Annotated in this window: 18 protein-coding genes; 6 read left to right on the top strand and 12 right to left on the bottom strand. The window is 64.2% G+C overall.

Translation table 11 applies throughout. From position 1 onward, the window contains the following. Positions 1-23: 23 nt before the first annotated feature. Together BVE01S_RS13185 and BVE01S_RS13180 are read right to left on the bottom strand one after the other, a co-directional pair. A complete protein-coding gene (locus tag BVE01S_RS13185; protein ID WP_066628416.1) occupies positions 24-5,396 on the bottom strand; it encodes an NACHT domain-containing protein in 5,373 nt (1,790 codons plus the stop codon). 402 nt (positions 5,397-5,798) lie between these two features. Further along, a complete protein-coding gene (locus BVE01S_RS13180; RefSeq protein WP_066628414.1) occupies positions 5,799-6,632 on the bottom strand; it encodes an NAD(P)H-hydrate dehydratase in 834 nt (277 codons plus the stop codon). 114 nt (positions 6,633-6,746) lie between these two features. Between BVE01S_RS13180 and BVE01S_RS13175 the strand changes: the two genes are divergently transcribed. Both BVE01S_RS13175 and glnA read left to right on the top strand, forming a co-directional pair. Then, positions 6,747-7,085 (top strand): P-II family nitrogen regulator, encoded by a 339-nt coding sequence (locus BVE01S_RS13175; protein WP_008261682.1) that lies wholly within the window; start codon positions 6,747-6,749, stop codon positions 7,083-7,085. Positions 7,086-7,165: 80 nt separating this feature from the next. After that, positions 7,166-8,572, top strand: a complete 1,407-nt coding sequence (gene glnA / locus BVE01S_RS13170) for a type I glutamate--ammonia ligase (RefSeq protein WP_066551526.1) — start codon at positions 7,166-7,168, stop codon at positions 8,570-8,572. Between the two features lie 99 nt (positions 8,573-8,671). Here glnA and tatC read toward each other — a convergent pair whose 3' ends face one another. From tatC to BVE01S_RS13155, 3 genes are read right to left on the bottom strand one after another with little or no spacing between them, the layout of a single operon-like run. Next, positions 8,672-9,562, bottom strand: coding sequence for a twin-arginine translocase subunit TatC (gene tatC, locus BVE01S_RS13165; RefSeq protein ID WP_066628413.1), 891 nt, complete (start codon positions 9,560-9,562; stop codon positions 8,672-8,674). After that, the gene (gene tatB, locus BVE01S_RS13160; protein WP_066628410.1) at positions 9,559-10,125 is read right to left on the bottom strand and encodes a Sec-independent protein translocase protein TatB; all 567 of its coding nucleotides are present in this window, start codon (positions 10,123-10,125) and stop codon (positions 9,559-9,561) included. The genes tatC and tatB overlap by 4 nt, the downstream gene beginning before the upstream one ends. A 23-nt stretch (positions 10,126-10,148) precedes the next feature. Beyond that, positions 10,149-10,367, bottom strand: coding sequence for a twin-arginine translocase TatA/TatE family subunit (locus BVE01S_RS13155; protein WP_017503863.1), 219 nt, complete (start codon positions 10,365-10,367; stop codon positions 10,149-10,151). 110 nt (positions 10,368-10,477) lie between these two features. Between BVE01S_RS13155 and rnhA the strand changes: the two genes are divergently transcribed. Continuing rightward, positions 10,478-10,930: a ribonuclease HI gene (gene rnhA, locus BVE01S_RS13150; RefSeq protein ID WP_066628408.1), complete on the top strand. Its 453-nt coding sequence runs from the start codon at positions 10,478-10,480 to the stop codon at positions 10,928-10,930. Here the strand turns inward: rnhA and BVE01S_RS13145 are convergent. The 7 genes from BVE01S_RS13145 to kdsA form a co-directional block, all read right to left on the bottom strand. Beyond that, entirely contained in the window at positions 10,927-12,324 is a 1,398-nt protein-coding gene (locus tag BVE01S_RS13145) for an MFS transporter (RefSeq protein WP_066628406.1), read from the bottom strand. The genes rnhA and BVE01S_RS13145 overlap by 4 nt on opposite strands. A gap of 30 nt (positions 12,325-12,354) precedes the next feature. After that, the gene (locus BVE01S_RS13140; protein ID WP_066628404.1) at positions 12,355-12,813 is read right to left on the bottom strand and encodes an NfeD family protein; all 459 of its coding nucleotides are present in this window, start codon (positions 12,811-12,813) and stop codon (positions 12,355-12,357) included. A 17-nt stretch (positions 12,814-12,830) separates the two neighbouring features. Continuing rightward, entirely contained in the window at positions 12,831-13,820 is a 990-nt protein-coding gene (locus BVE01S_RS13135) for an SPFH domain-containing protein (RefSeq protein WP_066551520.1), read from the bottom strand. Positions 13,821-13,895: 75 nt separating this feature from the next. Continuing rightward, positions 13,896-14,987 (bottom strand): DUF3089 domain-containing protein, encoded by a 1,092-nt coding sequence (locus BVE01S_RS13130; protein ID WP_066628396.1) that lies wholly within the window; start codon positions 14,985-14,987, stop codon positions 13,896-13,898. After that, positions 14,987-15,976: an ADP-glyceromanno-heptose 6-epimerase gene (gene rfaD / locus BVE01S_RS13125; RefSeq protein WP_066628393.1), complete on the bottom strand. Its 990-nt coding sequence runs from the start codon at positions 15,974-15,976 to the stop codon at positions 14,987-14,989. Before rfaD ends, BVE01S_RS13130 begins: the two co-directional genes overlap by 1 nt. 8 nt (positions 15,977-15,984) lie before the next feature. Next, positions 15,985-17,439, bottom strand: a complete 1,455-nt coding sequence (gene rfaE2 / locus BVE01S_RS13120) for a D-glycero-beta-D-manno-heptose 1-phosphate adenylyltransferase (RefSeq protein ID WP_066628390.1) — start codon at positions 17,437-17,439, stop codon at positions 15,985-15,987. Between the two features lie 18 nt (positions 17,440-17,457). Next, on the bottom strand, positions 17,458-18,336 hold the full coding sequence (gene kdsA / locus BVE01S_RS13115) for a 3-deoxy-8-phosphooctulonate synthase (protein ID WP_026108227.1): 879 nt from the start codon (positions 18,334-18,336) through the stop codon (positions 17,458-17,460). Between the two features lie 111 nt (positions 18,337-18,447). Between kdsA and BVE01S_RS13110 the strand changes: the two genes are divergently transcribed. The 3 genes from BVE01S_RS13110 to sseA are packed head-to-tail and all read left to right on the top strand — an operon-like array spanning position 18,448 to position 21,979. Beyond that, on the top strand, positions 18,448-19,905 hold the full coding sequence (locus BVE01S_RS13110; RefSeq protein WP_084375408.1) for a cryptochrome/photolyase family protein: 1,458 nt from the start codon (positions 18,448-18,450) through the stop codon (positions 19,903-19,905). A 32-nt stretch (positions 19,906-19,937) separates the two neighbouring features. Beyond that, on the top strand, positions 19,938-21,158 hold the full coding sequence (locus BVE01S_RS13105) for an SAM-dependent methyltransferase (RefSeq protein WP_066628377.1): 1,221 nt from the start codon (positions 19,938-19,940) through the stop codon (positions 21,156-21,158). Beyond that, a complete protein-coding gene (gene sseA / locus BVE01S_RS13100; protein ID WP_066628374.1) occupies positions 21,155-21,979 on the top strand; it encodes a 3-mercaptopyruvate sulfurtransferase in 825 nt (274 codons plus the stop codon). The genes BVE01S_RS13105 and sseA overlap by 4 nt, the downstream gene beginning before the upstream one ends.

The following is a 21,979-nucleotide window of genomic DNA, read 5'->3' as shown; positions in this document are numbered from 1 at the left end:
AAAGTGTCCGGTGTTCCGCGCCGTCAAGCGCGGGCGGGATCGGCAACGCTCCGGAGCTGGACCTCGCGGAAGGTTTCGCTCAGTTGCATGGCGGCGCTTCGGCGGTCGCCCATATCGACGAGGAAATCGAGGATCCGCAACATGGCCTGCGCCAGGGGCGGCGGCATCGGGGTTTCGCGGTCGGCGAACTGCTGGACCAGACCGGCGGTCCGGGCAGCCAGGAAGGTCCCGTGCCAGTTCTTCAGGGGCTCATCGCGGCCCAGTTCGAGCACGCCGAGGACGGCCTCCGCATACAGCGTCGCTGGATAGGTCGCGCGCGCGCGCTCGCATAGCGTCAGGAAGTGACGCATCACGTTCGGCGCCCAGGCGGCCGCGCGCGCGAATTTATCCACGAGCGGGACGATCAGGGCGACCTCGGTCCAGTCGCCGTTGGCGAACCGCGCTGCGCCGGAAGCATGGGCCACCTGGACGAACATGAAGGCTTCAGCGAGCCGTGGCTGATCGAATCCCGAAAGCTCGCCGGCTCGGTAAGCGCCGCGATCCAGGGCGCGGTCTGATAGGAAGCGATCGAGACAGACATCCAGAACCGGGATCGCGTGAGCGGGCACCACCGCGCTGTCGAAGACGTATCGACAAATAAAGCCGTCCACGAAGGGCGACAGCAGTTGGTAGGCGTTCTCACCCTCCAGCCGGAGCATTGGCTGAAGCAGGGGTGCATCGAAGTCCACGAGATCGACCAAGCCGCACAGACGCGCGAGATCTCCGCCGAGCGCGTGCGTCCATTCATAGATGCGGGAGGACCGGTCGCGCCCGCGCTGCTGGCTCCACGGCGGCGAAAGCTTGTTGATCGTCCAATCGAGCAGGCTGGTCATGAAGGCCAGAAGTTCAGCCTTGCCGGGCGAGGCTAGGATCGGTTCGAACGGTATGCGTCGGATCAGTTCGGCGGCGTACTGATGTTGCCATTGGATCGAATTAGGGCCCCACTGCGCCCCGTCCTCCGGCCCCTCTTCATCGTCGATATCCTCATTGAAGGCGCGTTGGCGTCGAACCGCGTCCGCGATCGGAACCCAGGGCTCGGGCGGCGGCTTGATCGGTCCCCAAACCGCGCCCGCCCGATAGGCCTTGAAGGCGGTCTTGACCGCTTGCCGGACCCGCGCCGGCGTATGGATCGCATCTTGTTGAGGGCCCGGTCGCCGCGGCCGGGGCTGGATGTCGCACAGGTCGAAGGCCAGCCCGAAGGCCGCCCAGGCGAGCGGAGGATCCGACACGAGCAGGCTCATGGCCTCCTCGAAGGCCGCGAGAGACACTGTCTGAAGAGGGTGCGCCACAAGCTCGAGCAAGGGCTTCGCCAAACCTGCGCTCGGTCCCTCCGCACGAATATCCGCCGCAAGCCCGCGAGCGGCGAATACAGCCTGGTGCCAGGGGACCACCATGCGGGACGACCAGAACACCCCTGTCGTCTCGGACGTGCGCGTGGCGCGCTGAATGGTCCGGCGGGCCCATTTGACGTCCTTCGCCGACACCCCTTCGCGATGGATCAACGCCACCGCCGCCGTGGCCGCGACTGCACCGCGGCGCATGCTGCGGGTCTCGTCCTCGTCGTCGGGCTCTTCGAACAGCCCGGAATGATCCAGCCTTCGGGCGGCTTCGATGGCGCCGGCCACGGCGAAGGCCGCGTCAAGAGAACCGGCTTCCACGGTCTTGGAGGCCCAAGACCAGAGATTCAGCTCGAGCAGAACCGCGGCGGCCCTGGCCTGCTTGTTCTGCGCCTCCGCCGTGGCGGCGGATGGCGGCGTATGGACGATGGCCAGCTGGTTCGGATCGTCTGTCCGATAGGCCGTGTAATTGCCCGGGTCGGCCGCCTCGGCGTATTGTTGCGCGCGTTCGTACAGCGCCGCGATCATCTCCGGCGAAGTTCGCTGTTCCTCGTACAGGAACGGCAGGTCTTCCGGAAAGCGACGGATCGTCTGTTTGGTGGGTTCGCTGAGCGCTTCGGCCGTCCAAACATAGCGCTGCGCCAGGCGTTGCAGGTCCGTCCGCCGGATGGCTCGGGCGTTGGCGTGCTCGATCGCCTCGATATGGGCCTGATCCTTGTGCCATTCGAAGCCGATCAGATTGGCGCGAGAATCGACGAAATCCTTTTCAACGCGGGTGCGATCGGCCGCCCAGAGTCGCTGCGAGGTGACGAGCGGAAAGACGGTCCCGGAAATCGTTTCCGACTGGAGCGCGATAGCGACCGCGGCACCGAGCACGGCGACGGACTCATTGCCGTTGACGATCCTCTGGATCAGCCCGTCGGGATCGGCACCTTGGTCCAACTGGGCCATACACCAGTCTTCCAACGCCATGTAGCCGCATGCGATGGCCTTGGGCGCCCACATGCCCCGAGACCAGAGGTACTGGTGCTCACCGCCCCAGAAAATCTGCTGGCCCCACGGAAAGTCGAGCGACAGCGGCAAAGGCGTGCCGGGCCCCTCGTAGTCGAGATCGTGCAGTTGTCTCCAGGCAGTCGTCGCATGGTTCGAGAGGTCCGCGAGCAGGCGAAGCGCTTCGTCCGGCGCGTGCTCGAACAGGGCCTTGAACGGTTCATGAAGCGGCGAGGCCGGGAAGAGGTTTTTCAGATCCCGGTCTACGGCGAGGCTGTCCCAGTCATGGCGGGAAACGGAATGACCCAAGGACATGAACATGCCTTGGGCGGCGAACTGTTCCTCGCGCGTGCGCTCGGCCTCCGGCTTGGCGAGCGCCCGGCACCGCGTTTCGCTGGCGCGCAGATTCTTTTCACGCTCGCGCGCGTCCTTGTCCGCCGGCAGCTCCTCCTTCAGGTGCCTGAGCGTGACATCGACCAACCCGGCCGGATGGGTTTGCGCCAGCAACCAGGAGAAGGCCGCCACCTGCCCGAAGTCGGCGTCGCCGATCTCGGATCGCTGCGTCAAGCGCTGGAGATAGGCCTGCGTATGGTCCGGATAGGATCGCGCCGCCCGGAGCAGAACACGAACCAGCGACGCCCGCAGATCTCCGCCCTCACGGGCGCGACGCCATCGAACGACCGAATCTCCCTCGTCGGCATCCATCTCGGCTAGCCAGCCTGCCACCTCGCCGAGGAGCGCCTCAGAGACTGGATTCCGCATGTCGGCCAGCATGTTCTGCCAGACCTCGAAGACGGCCACGATGTCTGGCCGCAGACGCGCGGGAATCTGGCCGAGCCGGCGGATTAGAAACCAGATCAGGCGGCTCCACGTCATCACATCGGAGGGCCACCCGAGCATGTCGGCGAACCGGACCCGTTCGTCAGCCGGCAGGTCTCCAGCGAGCACATTGGCGTTCGGCGTGGTGCGTTCAGCCTGGAACCAAACCAGCGCCTTCCTCAGGAAGGCGAAATCATCGGCAAACAGGACATCCGCATAGGCCTGGGCTTGCTGATGGAAATTCGGCTTCGAAATAGGTCCCAGCAACCAGGCCCTGGTCCACTGGCTCCTCAGCGACGATCCGTGCAGCCGATCCAGGGTCTTTCGCCATGCGCCGTCTCCAAATTGGGCTTGAGAGAGCAGCTCGACGACTCGAGCCACCGCGGGCGGCTGGCCCGCGGCCGCGATCTCGTCCGGCCAGGTCTCGGCGCTGTCGGCCAGCACATGGAAGAAGGCCCATTCAAAGAAGATGTCGTGCGAGAAGCGAAGCGTCAGGCCCGGTTTCACAGGTTGCAGGACGCCGTCGCTCACCAGGGCGTCGATCACCCGCAAGGTCTCGGGTGACAGCGCCCCGATGGCGATCGGCCGGCTCAGCGCGCGCGCATGCTGGCGCCCCAGGTCGATGATGGCGCGTTGCCGGGTCAGGGCGTCCTGTCCTGCGGCGCTGTAGCCGCCATGCGCCCACCAGTTAGTGAGCAAATCGACTTCCGAGCGGGCTTCGAACACGCCCGCGCCGCCGGTTGTGGCCCGCTGAAGAATCTTCGCGAAAAACGGCCGGCGGACGATTTCCTGGACGGGGCCGCCCGCGAACAGCAACGGTCGCAGATGCGGGTGAGCGGCGGCCAGCGACTCCGCTTCATCATCGTCGAGCTCCCCGACATCGAGGGTGGCGACGCCGAGCGCGGTGAGCGCGTCGTCCAGCCAGTTTCTCAGCGGCCCGATCCCGCTGTCCCGGAGTGACAACACCACGCGCCAGTCGGCCAGGGCGGGCGACGTCATAATCGTCCTGACGAGGTCGAGAACAATGCCCTGATGCTCCTTCTCGATGCGATCGACGCCATCAATGAACAGCAGGGGTGATCCAACCGCGCCGATCTCGACGAGGAGATCGGCGATGGCGACGGCCGAAAGGCCGCAAGCCTTGGCGAAGGTAGCCCAACTGCCTCCTTCGAGCCGATCATGCTTGAGGAACAGGACCGGGCCGTTCGCCAGCTCTGCCTCGACCTCGGAGCGCATGAGTACGGACTTGCCGCTGCCGGGAAGGCCCCGAATCTGGATCAGGCGCGCCTCGGCGAGGCTGGTCCGAAGCCGATGACGCAGCGCTGGCCGCTGCAGGTGCGCGCCGCTGACGTGGTTCTCGATGTCCGCGATCCACAAGGTGGTGAGCTCGGACACCTTCTGCAGATCCGGGGCGAGCGATCGCGCCGCCCTCAGGCGTGTGCTGGCCTTGAGATCCTGGACCAGGCGCCGACGGTCGAAAACGCCCGCGCTGCGCGAGGCTTCGCCGACCAGTTGACAGATTTTGGACCAGAGGAGAGGCGCGTCGGCGGCGCTTTCGAGGGCGATCGCTTCCCGAAGACGGTTCAAGTCTTCAGGCCGGGCGGTCGTCGCCGGCTTCTGGAAGTCAAACTCGATCAGCGTGAAATGGGCCAGAAAGCGGTGAATGTCCGCACTCGAGCGCCGCCCGCCGCTGAACTCCGCCACCAGAGTCTCAATGTCCACCAAGACCGCCCGCACCGCTTGGCTGGCATTGCCGCCCGGCGCGAAACGCGCATCGAAATGCGAGGTCTCCACACTGTTCCGGGCCATGTCGACGAGCCGGCCAATCGCCTTGGCCTTGTCCTTAGCGACCACGCCGACGACGGCGCCGTAACGGTCCACTCCCTGTTTGAAGCCGACCTTGTTCAGGGTCGCCAGACTGTCCCGGACAATGCTGCGGAAATCTGTGTTGCTGGTGGCGCTGCTGATGGTCAGCGAGCTTTTCACCTGCAGGCTGAGGCGTGCGGCTTCCCCGTCCAGTCCGACCGCATCAACAATGAGATCGTCGAGCGGCTCGCCAAAGTCGCGTTGCTGGAACGCGACCTGGGTGACCTGGCGATCGCCTGTGCCCGCGGCATAGCTCTCTGTCAGCAAGGCGGTCAGGTAATGGCCGCCTACCTGGTCTTCAAACCTGAAGCCGGCCCCACTGGCCAGTTCGGATGATTGCGCCACGGAGTTCGCCGCCCAGATTTCAGGATGAGGGCTGACTATGCCGCTCTAGACCTGCCAGTGTCAGCCGATTCTCCGGCATTTGCAGGAGTCATAAGCGACCCAGTCCACCCGCCCCTGCGTCCGCATGAAGCTCTGAAAGCGGACCTTTTGGACGTCCGTTTTTGAGTCAGGAGCCGACGCACTGACGCCGCTGAGTTACCCACAGAAGCGATTGGGACCTTAAATCGGACGAACAACCACCTCCGTGGCGACTGCCTCTGCAACACTAATGGGGTCAGAGATCGCAACGGCCGCCTAGGCAAGGAGCGGAGAAAATCCTATTCGCTACAGCATGTTATTCATGCAACAGATGCCGAACTCGTGCCATCTGCGAAATATAGTGATGAGGACCGGTAGGACGAGCTAGGTCGCCGAAGCCTTCCATTGCTCCAACAACGCCTTCGGCAAAACATCGTAGAGGTCATCCGAGGTCAGTCCAGGACCGAAGCGTTCTGCGGCATCGGAATGGAGCCAGACGGCGGCACAGGCGGCGTCGAAGCTGTCCATGCGCTGCGCCGCCAATCCGCCGATCATGCCGGCCAGCACGTCGCCGGTTCCGGCCGTGGCCAGCCACGGGGAACCGTTTTCATTTCGGCGGATGCGACCATCAGGCGATGCGATCAGCGTCTGGGCGCCCTTCAAAACGATCGTCGCCTGGGCCGCTCGCGCCGCATCTTTAACGGCCGTTTCTCGCCCCTTCGCGAGCAAGCCTGGGAAAAGTCGATCAAACTCACCTTCATGCGGCGTCAGGATATCGTCGCGATCCAACACGGCGAACAGTTCAGCAGTCCGACCTTTGAAGACCGACAGACCATCCGCGTCGATCACCAAAACGGCGCCGGTCGAGCCCAGCGCCTGAATGTTTGCGATCGTCGCGTCGTCTAGGCCTGCGGCCGGCCCGATCACCACGGCGTCGCTACCGGCGGCTTCTCGACTTAAGTTCTCGGGTGAGGAAAAGGGCGTCAACATCACCGCCTGCACAGCCGGCGCGATCACCGACGCTGCATCTGGCGGACAAAGGATTCGCACGATCCCGGCCCCCATCCTGAGACCCGCATGGGCTGCAAGCCGCGCGGCGCCCGTATGATGCGCCTTTCCTGAAACGACCGCCAAACGTCCACGCGCATGCTTGTGCGTTTCGGCGCTCGGCCAAGGCAGAAAATTGCGCCAGATCGCCGGGTCGTTGGTTTCTATCATCCGCGTTCCGATTATCCTTCGCCAGCCTGCGAAAATCGCTTGCTTTGAGCGGCCCTGCTGTGTCCCATTCGCGCCCGAGCGCCGCTGCATTCCGTGCGCCGCTCCGGGGTCGCCATGAAGAAAATCGAAGCCATCATCAAGCCCTTCAAGCTGGATGACGTGAAAGAGGCGCTCCAGGACGTGGGCGTGCAAGGCATGACTGTGCTGGAGGCCAAGGGATATGGTCGCCAGAAAGGTCATTCCGAACTGTATCGCGGCGCGGAATACGTCATCGACTTCCTGCCCAAGATCAAGATCGAGGTGGTCGTCGCTGATGACCTCGCGCCCGCAGTTGTCGAGGCCATTCAGACCTCTGCCCGCACAGGCAAGATCGGCGACGGCAAGATCTTCGTGTCCGACGTCGCCGAGGTGATCCGCATCCGCACCGGCGAAACCGGAGCCCAAGCCGTCTGATTGATCACCCTCCCCGGCCCTCGGCCCTCGGGTCGTTGTCCGGTCTCCTCCCCAAACGACAAGAACAGGACTTTCCGAGAATGAGCGCCAGCAAGATCCTCAAAGAGATCAAGGATGAGGAGGTCCAATATGTGGACGTCCGCTTCACCGACACGCGCGGCCGTCTGCAGCACGTCACCTTCGACGTCGATCTGGTCGACGAGGACTTCCTGAACGAAGGCACGATGTTCGACGGCTCGTCGATCGCCGGCTGGAAAGCCATCAACGAGTCCGACATGCTGCTGAAGCCGGACCTGACCACGGCCTATATCGATCCCTTCTATCAGCAGAAGACGATGTTCCTGTTCTGCGACGTGCTGAACCCGGACACCGGCGAGCCCTACAACCGCGACAGCCGCTCGATGGCCAAGAAGGCGCTGTCCTACGTCCAGTCGTCGGGCGTGGGCGACCAGGTCTTCTTCGGACCGGAAGCCGAGTTCTTCATCTTCGACGACGTGCGTTGGTCCACCCAGCCGCACGACACCGGCTACAGCTACGATTCGACCGAGCTGCCCGCCAACACCGGCGCCGAGTATTCCGAAGGCAATATGGGTCATCGCCCTGGGCCCAAGGGCGGCTACTTCCCCGTCAATCCGGTCGATTCCGGCCAGGACCTGCGCGGCGAAATGCTGGGCGTCATGCGCGATCTGGGCCTTCAGCCCGAGAAGCATCACCACGAGGTGGCTCCGGCTCAGCACGAACTGGGCCTGAAGTTCTCGGACCTGCTGACCATGGCCGACCGCCTGCAGCTCTATAAGTACGTGATCCATAATGTGGCCCACGCCTACGGCAAGTCGGCGACCTTCATGGCCAAGCCGATGTTTGCGGACAACGGTTCGGGCATGCACGTTCACATGTCGATCTGGAAGGACGGCAAGCCCCAGTTCGCCGGCGACCAGTACGCTGGTCTGTCGCAGGAATGTCTGTGGTACATCGGCGGCATCATTAAGCACGCCAAGGCCATCAACGCCTTCGCCAACTCGACCACCAACAGCTACAAGCGTCTGGTCCCCGGCTATGAAGCCCCGGTGAAGCTGGCCTATTCGGCCCGCAACCGTTCGGCCTCGATCCGCATCCCGCACGTCTCCTCGCCCAAGGCCAAGCGTCTGGAAGCGCGCTTCCCCGATCCGATGGGCAACCCCTATCTGACCTTCGTCGCCCTGCTGATGGCCGGTCTGGACGGGATCGAGAACCGTATCGATCCGGGCGCGCCCGCCGACAAGAACCTCTACGACCTGCCGCCGGAAGAGCGCGGCTCGATCCCCGAGGTCTGCGGCTCGCTGCGTGAAGCGCTGGAGAACCTGGACAAGGACCGCGCCTTCCTCAAGAAGGGCGGCGTCATGGATGACGACTTCATCGACAGCTACATCGAGCTGAAGATGGAAGAGGTGATGCGTCTGCAACTGCACCCGCACCCGGTCGAGTTCGACATGTACTACAGCTGCTGATCACCTGATCGCAGCCAAGACAAAGGGCCGGGGATCGCTCCCCGGCCCTTTTTGCGTGGCTTGACTGCTTCGAGCAGCGATCGACACGCCGAGATGGCGCTAAGCGATCTCGGCTTCCAGATCGTCCGACTTCTTGCGGCGCAGCTCGATCAGTCGCACGCACCAGATTGAAATCTCGTAGAGAATGACCAGCGGCACGGCCAGCATCAGTTGGCTGATCGGATCGGGCGGCGTGACGACCGCCGCGACCACGACCACGGCGACGATGGCGTAGCGCCGACCGGCCGCCATGACCTTGGAGCTGATCAGGCCTGCGAGGCCCAGAAGAGTCGTCACCACAGGAAGCTGGAAGCAAAGCCCGAAGGCGAGAAGCAGCGAGGTCACCAGGCTGAGATAGTCGGAAATCTTGGTCGTCTGCGCCACGGATATGCCGTCGGTGGCCACCTGCTGGCTCAGCGAGAACAGCATCACGAACGGCAGCATGACATAATAGACCAGCGCCCCGCCGAGGCAGAACATCACAGGCGCGGCGATCAGGAACGGCAGAAACGCCCCGCGCTCGTTGCGATAAAGACCCGGCGCCACGAACCGGTACATCTGCCACGCCATGACCGGGAAGGTCAGGACCGCCGCACCAAAGGCCGCGATCTTCATCTTGGTGAAGAGCTGTTCCAGCGGCGCCGTGGCGATCAGTTGAACAACGGCGGCGCTCCCTGGCGGATAGGGTTTGATCCCCGTCATCACCGCGATCAGTTCGATCGGATTGGCGTGACCGCCGGTCGACAGGGCGGCGGCATGGATCGCCACGGCGGCCTGATACGGCTTGATCAGCGCAATCTGGATCTGATTGGCGAAGGCGAAGCAGAGGATGAAGGCCAGGAAGAAAGCCACCACACAGATGAGCAGCCGCCCGCGCAGCTCGATCAGGTGATCCATCAGGGGCGCGCGCGACGCCTCGATCTCGGCCTCGTCACGATCGGAAGGCGTCACAGGTCAACGGCTTTCTTGCGCGAGGTCTTGGACTTGGTGGCCGCAGGCTTAGTCTTGGCGGTCTTCGGTTTGGCGGCTGAGCGAGGTTTAGCCGTCGCCGATCCGGAGACACCTGTCCCCGCCTTGGCCTTTGGGGGCGTTCGCTTGGGTTTCGTCGTCGTGACCGGCTCAACCGCCGCCGGCGTATCCGGCCATTCGTCGGGCGCAGGCGTCATGACCGGCGCCTCCGGCTCGGGCGCAGGCAGGGCAGCCGCCGCAGTCGGCCCGGTCAGTCCTGCGTTTATGTCCTTGAATGCGGCGTCCGCCTCGGCGCCCAGGGGATACATGGCCCCCTGCCCCGTCCGCAGCGCCTCGACCTCTTTGCGCAGGTCGTCCAGTTCGGACTGACGCGCCATCTCGTCGAAACTGGATCGGAACTCATTGGCCATGGCGCGCGCCTTGGCCACCATCTGACCGACGCGACGCATCAGGACAGGCAGGTCCTTTGGCCCCACGACGAGCAGGGCCACCAGACCGATCACCACTAATTCGAAACCCCCGATACCGGGGCCGAGCCCGCCCATGCGTCAGCCCTTACAGACGACGACTAGCGCTTCAGCTCTTCCTTTTCCGCCTCGGTGCGCGGCAGCGAACTGACGCCCTCGTGCGGGCCGTCCTTCTTGTCTTCGTCCTTCAGGCCGTCCTTGAAGGCGCGAATGCCCTTGGCGGCGTCGCCCATGATGCCCGACAGCTTGCCCCGGCCACCGAACAGCAGCGCGATGACGACGATGACGATGGCCCAGTGCCAGATGCTCATGGAGCCCATGGCTAATCTCCTCGTGGGGATCGGTCATCCGATCCCATCCACTCTTATTCGACCCGCATATAGGCGCAGTGATGGCCCCGCGCCAAGGGAGGCTGTAGGTCTGCGCGACCATGAGTCCCTCCGATCACGTCATCATCCACACCGACGGCGCCTGCAAGGGCAATCCGGGCCCCGGAGGCTGGGGCGCCGTGCTTCAAGCCGGCGGCGGTCACGAAAAGGAGTTGTGGGGCGGCGAGCCCAACACGACCAACAACCGGATGGAGCTGATGGCCGCCATCATGGCGCTTGAAGCCCTGAAACGGCCCTGCAAGGTCGAACTGCATACCGACAGCAAATACGTCATGCAGGGGATCACCGAATGGATGCGCGGCTGGAAGGCGCGCGGTTGGCTGACCGCGGATAAGAAGCCGGTCAAGAACGCCGACCTGTGGCAGCGGCTGGACGCCGCGCGCCTGCGTCACGACGTGAAATGGCGATGGGTGAAGGGTCACGCTGGCCATGAACTGAACGAACGCGCCGACCAACTGGCGAATCGCGGTGTCGCGGAACTCCCCCGGCGCTAGACCGCCTCGACCTCCTTGTCCGGCTCGGCTGGACGTCGGCGGACCCGCGATCCGCTCATCACCGCGCCAAACAGGGCCGTGACGGCCGCGATCTGGAACCCGTGACCGACGCCGTTAATCGGCGCGGCCGACAGCAGGAAAGCCACCACCACGGCGCCCAGGGATTGCCCGACGACTCGCGCCATGCCCAGGGTGCCGCCCGCTGCGCCGGCGCGATCTTTCGGGGCCTCCGACAACATGGCGCGATTGTTGGGCGACTGGAAAAATCCGAAGCCCGCGCCGCAAAGGGCCATGCGCCAGATGATGTCGAAATGGCTTGAATCGGCATTGAGAAAACTGAGCGCCATCAGGCCGCAAGCAAACAGGCTAAGGCCGATGGCGCCCAGCACGCCCGCCGAATAGCGATCAGACAGATGGCCGGCCAGCGGCGCTGCGATCATGGTCGCCAGTGGCCAAGGCGTCATAAGCAAGCCGGTCTGGACCGCCGTAAGCCCCAATGCTCCTTGGAGAAAGAACGGCAAAGCGACGAACGCCATCATCTGAGCGGTGAAGGATATGACCGATGTTGCGACCGACAGGGTAAACATCGGTCGCGCCAGCAAGTCGAGGGGGATCAGCGGCGACGTCCGTGAGCGCTCGTGGCGAATCAGCAAGATCCCGGCTGCCAGCCCTGCCCCTGTCAGACCGAAACCCAAAACGGCCGCTTCGCCATGCGCCAGCGATTGAAGGCCGGTGATCAGCAGGCCAAACGCGGCGGCGTTCAGCGCAGCCCCGACCCAATTCAGCTTTCGCGGCTGAAGTCGGTTGTGCGGCAGGGTGAAACCCGCCAGCGACACCGCCAGCATGCCGATCGGCACATTCAGTGCAAACAGCCAACGCCAGTGTCCGACAGCCAATATGGCGCTGGCGATGGTCGGCCCCGCCGCCGCCGCCAGCGAAACGATCACCGCATTGATTCCGACTGCACGACCCAGCAGTCGCTGCGGATAGGTGTAACGGACCAAGGCTCCATTGACGCTCATGATGCCCGCTGCACCGAACCCCTGAACAACGCGGGCGAGGCTTAGTGTCTCGATCGAGTTGGCGAACACACAGGCGATGGAGGCCAGGGTGAACACGGCCAGACCCGCCTGTGACACACGCCGATAGCCGACGATCTCGCCCAGCGACGCCAGTGGCAAAAGAGCGACCACGATGGCGATCTGATAAGCGTTGACGATCCAGATCGAGGCGGCCGATGACGCCTGTAAATCCTGCGCGATCGACGGCAGGGCGACATTAGCGATCGCGCCATCCAGAACGGCAAGCGTGATGCCCAAGCCGATGGACACAATGGCCCAATAGCGCCTGGGTGTCGGCAAGCCGTCAGTGACGGCGTTCTGGGGTTCTGTCATGCCTGACGAACGCCGATGCGACCGTTGCGTTCAGACGGGTGATTGCACCGTCAGCAAAGAGCCGTTCACGCGAATCACGACGACATCCTGTCCTTCGACCGGCGCCTCGCCCACGATCTCCGCCGGCCATTCGGCGCCGGAGATAAAGACGCGACCGCGGCCCGAGACGAACGTTTCGACCACCCGCGCCCGCTGGCCGACCAGACGGCTGTCGCGGTCGTTGATGTCGGGACCGTCGGGATTGGCTTTGGAAATCAGACGGCGGGACAGCAGGGTGGCGATGACGGTCAGAACCGCGAAGACGGCGACCTCGCCCGGTAGGCCAAGGCGTACGCCCGCCGCCGTCATGACCGCGACCACGCCGGCTGAAACAGCGGGCCACAGCAGCCATTCGGTCGAGAACATCGCCTCGACCGCCAGCAGCAGAACCCCGATCGCCAACCAAATCCAGAACGGCTGGGCGACATAGAGATCAGCAAGCGACATCATCGGTCAGCCTCCTTCGATCAGGCCGAGGGTGGAACGGAGCCCCCGGCGGGGCGGCGGGGCGGCGCGGGTCGCACGGGCGGCGTCGCAGCCGAGTTCTGATCCTTGGCCAGGCTGACCATCTCGCCGATGCCAGCGATCGTGCCGACCAGGGCGCCCATTTCGGCGGGCACTATGACGGTGCGCTGCTGCGGACTGCGCGCCAGTTCCGCGAAGGCCTCGACGTATTTCTGAGCCACGAAATAGTTGATGGCGTTGACGTCCCCGCGGGCGATGGCTTCCGACACCATGGCCGTGGCGCGGGCCTCGGCTTCGGCCTCGCGCTCGCGCGCCTCGGCGTCGCGGAAGGCGGCTTCCTTGCGACCCTCGGCCTGAAGGATGGCGGCCTGTTTGGCGCCCTCGGCGCGGGCGATGGCGGCGGATTTCTCGCCGTCGGCCTCGGTGATGACGGCGCGACGTTCCCGCTCGGCCTTCATCTGACGGGCCATGGCGTTGGTGATGTCGGTCGGCGGGGTCAGGTCCTTGATCTCGATCCGATTGACCTTGACTCCCCACGGCTCGGTCGCTGCGTCGATGACATGCAGCAGTCGCGTGTTGATGCTGTCGCGCTGGCTCAGCACCTCATCCAGTTCCATTGAACCGACGACGGTCCGCAGATTGGTCATGCACAGCTGCGAAATCGCATAGGGCAGATCGTCGACGCGATAGGCGGCACGGGCGGAATCCATCACCTGGATGAAGACGATGCCATCGACCTTCACCATGGCGTTGTCCTTGGTGATGACCTCCTGGGTCGGCACGTCCAGCACCTGTTCCATCATGTTCATGCGGCGGCCGACGCGTTCCACGAACGGCGTCAGGAAGCCGATGCCAGGGCTCAGCGTCTTGGTGTACTTGCCGAAGCGTTCGACCGTAAATTCACGGCCTTGCGGCACGATCTTGATCACGCTGATCAACAGCACAATGGCCAGCAGCAGCACGACGCCGGCGAAGATGGTGGTCACGTCCATTCAGATCCCTCCCTGACGCGGCAAGCCTACCCGCTGCGCGCGAGCGGCGCCAGACAAACCGAGAGGACGACCGCTTTAAAGGCCGTGCTTGGCCCGCCAGGCCGCGAGACGCACGCTGACGTCACGCTCGATGTCGCCGTAGAAAAGATTGTAGGGGACGATCTTGCGCCGATCCGCCCAACTGCCGCCAGCCGTCAAGAAATCGGCGTCCGGCGCGCTATGCCACAACAGACCGCCACGGCATTCGGTGGAGATCAGCCGGCCAGTCAGGGCCGGTCGGGCTCCCCATTCCAAGCCGGTCGCATTGGTGGCGCCGCTGTGCTGACGTGCTGCGGCACGCGGCTGGCTCGCAGCACCCGTTACCGGATTCACGCAGATGGGGTCAGTGGACAGGTTCACCAGATCGCCGCGATCGTCCCATTCCAGAGCGCGTCTCAGCTTGCGCCGCGCGCCCGTTTCGTCGCCGTCCTGCACCGACGCCCAGGCCACGATACATCCCGTTTGATCGGCGGCGTCGCAGGGCGAGATCGCCTGCCGGAACATCTCGCGCCCGACCAAGGTCTCGATCAGATAAGCGGCGACAAGCCTGTCCTTCAGCGCCGGATTGGCGCGGAGTTGGTCGCGAACCAGACGCGCTGTCAGCTCTCCGCCCTGTTCGACGCCGGCGATAACGATGGGGCCGGCGGGATGCCGTTGCAGCCACAGTTCGAAGGCGGCCTTTACGTCCTCATAAGCGAAGGCACGCGCCTCGCGCGCGTCATCGCGTAAGGTCAGCCGGGTGTAAAGGCTGGCCTGGCGGTACAGCGGCGCGCTGACCCGGCCTTCTCGGGCGAAGGGCGACGCATAATTCGGCAGCACGACGCGCCGCATATAGGCGTTGGCCCGCGCATCGTCGATCGGCCCATTCCACTCGGCCCCGCCGTCAAAGGTGGTCGGCATGACGAAGAAGACCGCCGCCTGGTTGAGTGTGCCCTGATCAACCAGCGCCCAGGAGGATGTCTTTCGATAGTCGGGGGCGGGCGGCGGCTTGTAGGTCTGGAAGGGCACCTGCGGGTCCAACCCTGCCCTCAGAATGTCGCCGCTCCACACCGCAACGGCGGCCGTCAGCACGAAGACGGCGGCGAAGCCTGCATATCCGACCCATTGCCTGAAGGTCAGCCGACGCATCAGCGGTACGGATCAGCCGTGGCGAGGAAGTCCTGTACATAGCGCCGCACGCCCTCTTCCAGCGGCGTGGATTGACCCTCGAAGCCTGCGGCGCGGATACGATCCATGCGGGCTTCAGTGAAATATTGGTAGCGGTCGCGGATCGACAACGGCGTATCGACATAGTCGATGGAGGGCGTCTTGCCGGCGGCGTCGAAGGTGGCGCGCGCAAGATCGGCGAACGACCGCGCCTGGCCCGAGCCGGCGTTGAAGATGCCCGAGACCTGCGGTGACTGGAGCAAAAACTCGATGATATCGACCACATCGTCGACATAGACGAAGTCGCGCATCTGCCCGCCATCCGCGTAGTTCGGATTGTGCGACCGAAACAGGGTCACAGCCTCACCTGCTGCGACCTTGGGCCAGATTTGAGCCACGACCGACTTCATTCCGCCCTTGTGACCTTCGTTCGGGCCATAGACATTGAAGAATTTCAGCCCGGCCCACTGGGGCGGCGCCTGACCCCGATCCGCCTGCCGGATCGCATACTGATCGAACAGCATTTTCGAATAGCCATAAGCATTTAGCGGGCGAAGCTGCGACAATGAGTCTGCATCGTCATCGTCGTTGAAGCCCGTTTCGCCGTCGCCATAGGTGGCAGCGGAAGACGCGTAGATCATCCGCGAGCCTCGAATTGCGCACCAGTCCCACAGGTCGCGCGACAGGGTGAAGTTGGTCCGCAGGATCAGGTCAGCATCCGGCTCGGTCGTCGAAGAAATCGCGCCCATATGAACCACGGCCTCGATCCGCTCGGCGTGGCGCTCCAGCTGTTCGAACAATTCTTCGGGCGACCAGAAGTCAGCGATCGCGTGTTTGGCCAGGTTCTTCCACTTGGCCAGGTCGGCCGTCTCCAACCGATCGCAGACGACGACATCATAGGCGGTCTCGGCTGTCAGCCGCGCAACGATGTTTGAACCGATGAAACCGGCGCCTCCGGTCACGACGATCATTCTCGGCGTCACTGCGCGCTCCCTGTCATTTTCTCGATCGTTCGTGTGGTCGAATAGCCGTCCTTGAAATCCGCCAGCTTGACCTCCCCACCCCAGCTTTCGACCAGATCGCCGCCCACGACGCCCTCTCGCGTATAGTCCGAGCCTTTGATCAGAATATCAGGACGCAGCCGTTCGATCAGGGCGATCGGCGTCGGATCATCGAAGCTGGTGACGCGGTCGACGCTGGCCAGCCCGCCGATGACGACGGCGCGACTATCCAGATCATTCACCGGACGCCCATCGCCCTTCAGTCGTTTGACTGAGGCGTCGGTATTCAGCGCCACGACCAGACGATCGCACCAGCTGCGCGCCTGCGCCAGATAGGCGACGTGACCGCGGTGCAGAATGTCGAAACAGCCGTTGGTGAATCCGACCTTCAGTCCCTGACGTCGCCACCCTTCGACCTCGGTCGCCAGCTCGTCGAGCGGGGTGACTTTGGACACCGCAGCGGTGGCATGCTGACTCAGCTCGGCTTCGATCAGCTCGGCGGGTGTAACCACTGCCGTGCCAGCCTTCCCAACGACCACGCCCGAGGCCAGGATGGCGAACTCGACCGCCATCTCCAGCGACGCGCCGGCGCCCAGCGCCAACCCGATCGCGGCCAGGCCTGTATCCCCCGCGCCAGACACGTCGAAGACCTCGCGCGCCCGGCCGGGGAAGTGCTTCACTGGTTCGCCGCGCCGCGCCAGGCTCATTCCCTTACCCGCACGGGTGACGATGATCGCCTTGGCGGTCGTGGCGGCCAGCAAGGCGGCCAGCGCCGTCTCGACCTCGGCGTCCGTCCCGACCGGCAAGCCGGTGGCGCCGGCCAGTTCCGAAGCATTGGGCTTTATGACATCGACCGCGCCGTAGCGAGCGAAATCCCTTCCCTTTGGATCGACGACAACCGGCGCACCGGATGTCTGCGCCGCGTTCAGCGCCGAAGCCAAAAGCGAATCGCTGACGACGCCCTTGGCGTAATCTGAGAGCAAGTAGACCGAAGCATCTGCAAAAGCGTTCGAATCTTGGATCGCGGTCGGCGCGGCCTCGTCATCTAGCCGCAGCAACTGTTGCCCTCCCGAAACGAAGCGCGTCTTCACGATGGTGGACGCGCCTGCCGGCCTCGCCACGACGTCCTCGATGTGCGGCTCCGCGGCGATCAGTGCGGTCAGTTCGGCCCCGGCCGCGTCGTCGCCGATCACGGCGCCCAGCCGCGCCACCCCGCCCAGGGCCGCGATATTGCGCGCGACATTGCCGACGCCGCCCGGCATGGCGACGGTGCGGCTGGTGCGAAGCACAGGGATCGGCGCCTCGGGCGAGATGCGGCTGACCTCGCCATAAACGTAGCGATCCAGCATCAGGTCGCCGACGCAGGCGATCTTCAGGCCGCGCACGCGCTCCAACAGGCTTTGAAGGGCGCCCAAGTCCAGGGTGTCAGACATGGGCCCGACCTAGAGGATTCAGGCGGCCTGCGCCACCGGCGCCTTGGCCCCGATCTTGATGGCCAGGTCGTCGAAGGCGATCAGTTCGGCGGCCAGGGCTTCGAATTGGCTCAGCGGCACCATGTTGGGGCCATCCGACGGCGCATTATCCGGGTCCTGGTGCGTTTCCATGAAGACTGCATCGACGCCGACGGCCACCGCCGCGCGCCCCAGCACCGGCACGAACTCGCGCTGACCGCCCGACGACGCGCCCTGCCCGCCCGGCTGCTGAACGCTGTGGGTCGCATCGAACACGACGGGGCAGCCGATCTCGCGCAGCACCGGAAGCGCCCGCATATCGCTCACCAGAGTATTGTAGCCAAAGCTGGCGCCGCGTTCACAGGCCATGACGTTGGGATTGCCGGCGCCGACCACCTTGGCGATGACGTTCTTCATGTCCCAGGGAGCCAGGAACTGACCCTTTTTGATGTTGATCGCCTTGCCAGTAGCCGCGGCGGCCAACAGCAGGTCGGTCTGGCGGCTGAGGAAGGCCGGGATTTGCAGTACATCGACGACCTCGCCGACCGGGCCACACTGAACCTCGGAGTGAACATCTGTCAGGGTCGGCAGGCCGGTCACCTCGCGAATCTCGGCGAAGATCGGCATGGCGTCTTTCAGACCGATGCCCCGCGCGGCGCTGGCGCTGGTCCGGTTCGCCTTGTCGAAACTGGTTTTGTAGATGATGCCGACATTCAACCGCTCGCCGATCTCCTTCAGGGCATGGGCCGTCTCCAGCGCGTGCTGGCGGCTCTCCATCTGGCAAGGACCGGCGATGAAAGCGATTCTTGCGCCGCCGCCGATGACGACAGGCGTCCGAAGACCTTCGGACAACGTAATGACAGCGTTGGGTCGGCTCACGAGGCGGCTCTTTCGACGTTCGGTGTTGTGGAGGCGGCTTTTGCCGCAGCTATTGGGCCATCAGGTGGCGCTCTGAAGGGATGAGCGCAAGTTATCACGGAGTTCGCCCGCGTGGCCACCAAACCTGTCATCCTGTGGTTTCGCCGCGATCTGCGACTGCATGACAATCCCGCCCTGAACCACGCGGCGGAGACGGGGCGACCGATCCTGCCCGTCTATATTCTGGACGAGCATTTCGAGCGGCCGATGGGCGCCGCGTCGCGCTGGTGGCTCGACAAGTCGTTGAGGGCGCTGGATGCCGCGCTTCAAGATCGCGGTTCGCGCCTGATTTTGCGCAAGGGCAATGCTCTGACCCAGCTTCAGGCGCTGATCGCCGAAACCGGCGCCGACGTCGTCTTCATGAACCGCCTGTTCGAACCTGAGGCGTTTGAGCACGACGCCGAAATCGCCCACACGCTCAAGGCGGATGGTGTCGAATGCCATGGCTTCAATGGCGCCCTGCTCTGCCGCCCCGGTGACGTCCTGAACGGTTCGGGCCAACCGTACAAAGTCTTCACCCCGTTCTTGAGAGCTCTGCTGGCCACGGCCGAGGCGCCGGCTCACACAACGGGACCTCGCCAGATACAGACGCCCAAAACGGTTCAATCCGACGACCTCGACGGCTGGAAGCTGCACCCCCAGCGTCCGGATTGGTCCAACGGCTTCGACTGGACGCCGGGGGAAGATGGGGCCTCGCAGGCCTTATCCAGGTTCATACCATCCGGCCTGAAGACCTATGCGAAGGATCGCGACTTTCCCGACCGGCAAGGCGCCAACAGCCGCCTGTCGCCGCATCTTCACTGGGGCGAGATCAGCCCTTGGCGGGCGATAGACCGAGCCCAACAGGCAGCCAAAGATGGCAAGGTGTCGTCGGCGGAGTCCGACAAATTTGTTGCTGAGATCGGCTGGCGCGAGTTCTCCGCGCACCTGCTGCACCATTTTCCCTACATCGCCGAGCGCGCGTTCCGTCCCGAATATGACGCCATGCCCTGGCGTAAGGACGACGCCAGCCTTAAAGCGTGGCGACAGGGGCGGACCGGATACCCGTTGGTGGACGCCGGGATGCGTCAGCTCTGGACGACGGGGTGGATGCACAATCGGGTGCGAATGGTCGTCGCCTCCTTCCTGATCAAACATCTGCTGATCGACTGGCGCGAAGGCGAAGCCTGGTTCTGGGACACGCTGGTGGACGCCGACCGGGCCAGCAATGTGCAGAACTGGCAGTGGGTCGCAGGGTCGGGCGCAGACGCCTCCCCCTTCTTCCGCATTTTCAATCCCATCACGCAGGGCGAAAAGTTCGATCCCGACGGCGGCTATGTCCGTCGGTGGGTGCCGGAACTTCGCCGCCTGCCCGACCGCTGCCTACAGTCGCCCTGGACCGCACCCGCTGAAGTGCTGCGTGACGCCGGAATCGTTCTAGGGCGCGATTACCCCAAGCCGATCGTCGAACACGAGAAGGGTCGCGCCCGGGCGCTTGCTGCCCTGAAGACCGTTTCCGGCCGTGGCGACGACCACAGCGACCGTGATTGACCCCCATTGTATTCCGCGTTGAAAGTCAAAAAATGAGCGTCGCACACGCCGATATCGAAGCCGTCGCCAGCCGAACACCGCGCGTGTTCGCCATGTTGCTGCGGCTTCTGGCCGCCAATTGGACCTTCGGGCGCTTGACGGTGCAGCTGCCCAATGGCGAGACCCATGTGCTGCAAGGCAAACAGCCTGGCCCCAGCGGTATGATGACCGTGCGCGACTACCGGTTCGCACGCCGCGTCCTAGCGGCCGGCGATATCGGATTCGCTGAAGGCTATATCGCGGGCGAGTGGGACAGTCCGCACCTGGCAGGTCTGCTCGAGACCCTGGTGGACAACTACGATCACATCCGGCGTCTGTTCGACGGCAATGTGATCATGTGGGTGGTCAACTGGCTGAGCCACCGCACCAATCGCAACAGCAAGACGGGGTCGAAGAAGAACATCCACGCCCACTACGATCTGGGCAACGCCTTCTATTCCCAGTGGCTGGACGGGACGATGACCTATTCATCGGCTCGCTTCAGCCGCGATGCCGAGGCTCTGGAGACAGCGCAGTGTGAGAAATACGCCGCCTTGGCCCGAATGATGGATCTTCGGGCGGGCATGTCAGTGCTGGAAATCGGCTGCGGCTGGGGCGGCTTCGCCGAGTTCGCGGTGCGCGAGATCGGCGCCAAGGTCACCGGGATCACGATTTCCAAAGAGCAGCATGATTTCGCTCGCCAGCGCATGTTCAACGCGGGTCTGAGCGACCGCGCCGATATTCAGCTGATCGACTACCGCGATGTGCAGGGTCGATTTGATCGGGTGGCGTCCATCGAGATGTTCGAGGCTGTGGGCATGGAGTACTGGCCCGCCTACTTCGGCAAGGTCCACGACGTGCTTCAACCTGGCGGCAAAGCCGGACTGCAGATCATCACGATCCAAGATGACCTGTTCGACGAATACAATGCCCGGACGGATTTCATCCAGAAGTACGTCTTCCCCGGCGGAATGCTGCCCTCCGAAGACCGGCTGGCGCCGGTCGTGTCGAAAGCCGGACTGTCATGGCAGTCGGTGGAACGGTTCGGCCTCGACTACGCTGCGACGCTCAAGCTTTGGGATGAGCGTTTCCAAGCGTCCTGGGGCGAGATCAGCAAGCTTTCCGGCTTTGACGAACGATTCCGGCGGCTCTGGCGCTTCTATCTGGCCTATTGCGAGGCCGGATTCCGCTCTCGCCGCACCGACGTCATCCAACTGAGCCTGTCGCGCCTATGAGCCCGCTGATTTCGACAACGGAACTTGCCGCGCGATTGGGCGCGCCGGATTTGCGGATTGTCGATGGCAGTTGGCATCTGGACGGCCGCGAGGCGCGCGCCGATTTCGAACAGGCCCATATCCCTGGCGCAGCCTTCTTCGATCTGGACGCGATATCGGATCGCGACAGCGCTTTGCCCCACATGATGCCGACGCCAGAGGCCTTTGGGGCGGCGGTCGGGACGCTGGGCCTCTCCGTCGATGACCAGATCGTCGTTTATGATACAGCCGGATTGTTCTCGGCGGCGCGCGTCTGGTGGATGCTGAAGACTATGGGCGCGACGAGGGTTCAGGTGCTCGACGGCGGCCTGCCGCGCTGGCGTGACGACGGCCTACCAACCGTCTCCGGGCCTTCAGTCGCAGATGCAAAAGACTTCCATGCCAAGATGGCGCCCGATGCTGTCGCCTCGTTGGATGATGTGCGCGCGGCCTTGGCCCAGGATGCCCAGGTCGTGGATGCGCGCGGCGCACCGCGTTTCAAAGGTGCGGCGCCCGAACCTCGCGCCGGTGTTCGCAGCGGCCATATGCCCGGCGCGCGCAATCTCCCCTATGGTCGCTTGCTAAACGACAATGGCACGATGAAGCGTGGCGCGGCCTTGGCGCATGCCTTTGCGGACGCTGGCGTGGATATCAGCCGACCCGTGATCACGACCTGCGGATCCGGAGTGACCGCCGCAATACTGACGCTGAGCATGACCGAACTCGGTCGTCCGTCGCGGCTTTATGACGGTTCCTGGGCTGAATGGGGCGCCCGAACGGACACCCCCGTCGAAACCGGCTGA

It is taken from the genome of Brevundimonas vesicularis NBRC 12165 (assembly GCF_001592205.1).
Classification (GTDB): Bacteria; Pseudomonadota; Alphaproteobacteria; order Caulobacterales; family Caulobacteraceae; genus Brevundimonas; species Brevundimonas vesicularis.
Note: the sequence above shows the minus strand (reverse complement) of the source record. Positions and strands in the feature narration are given on the sequence as shown.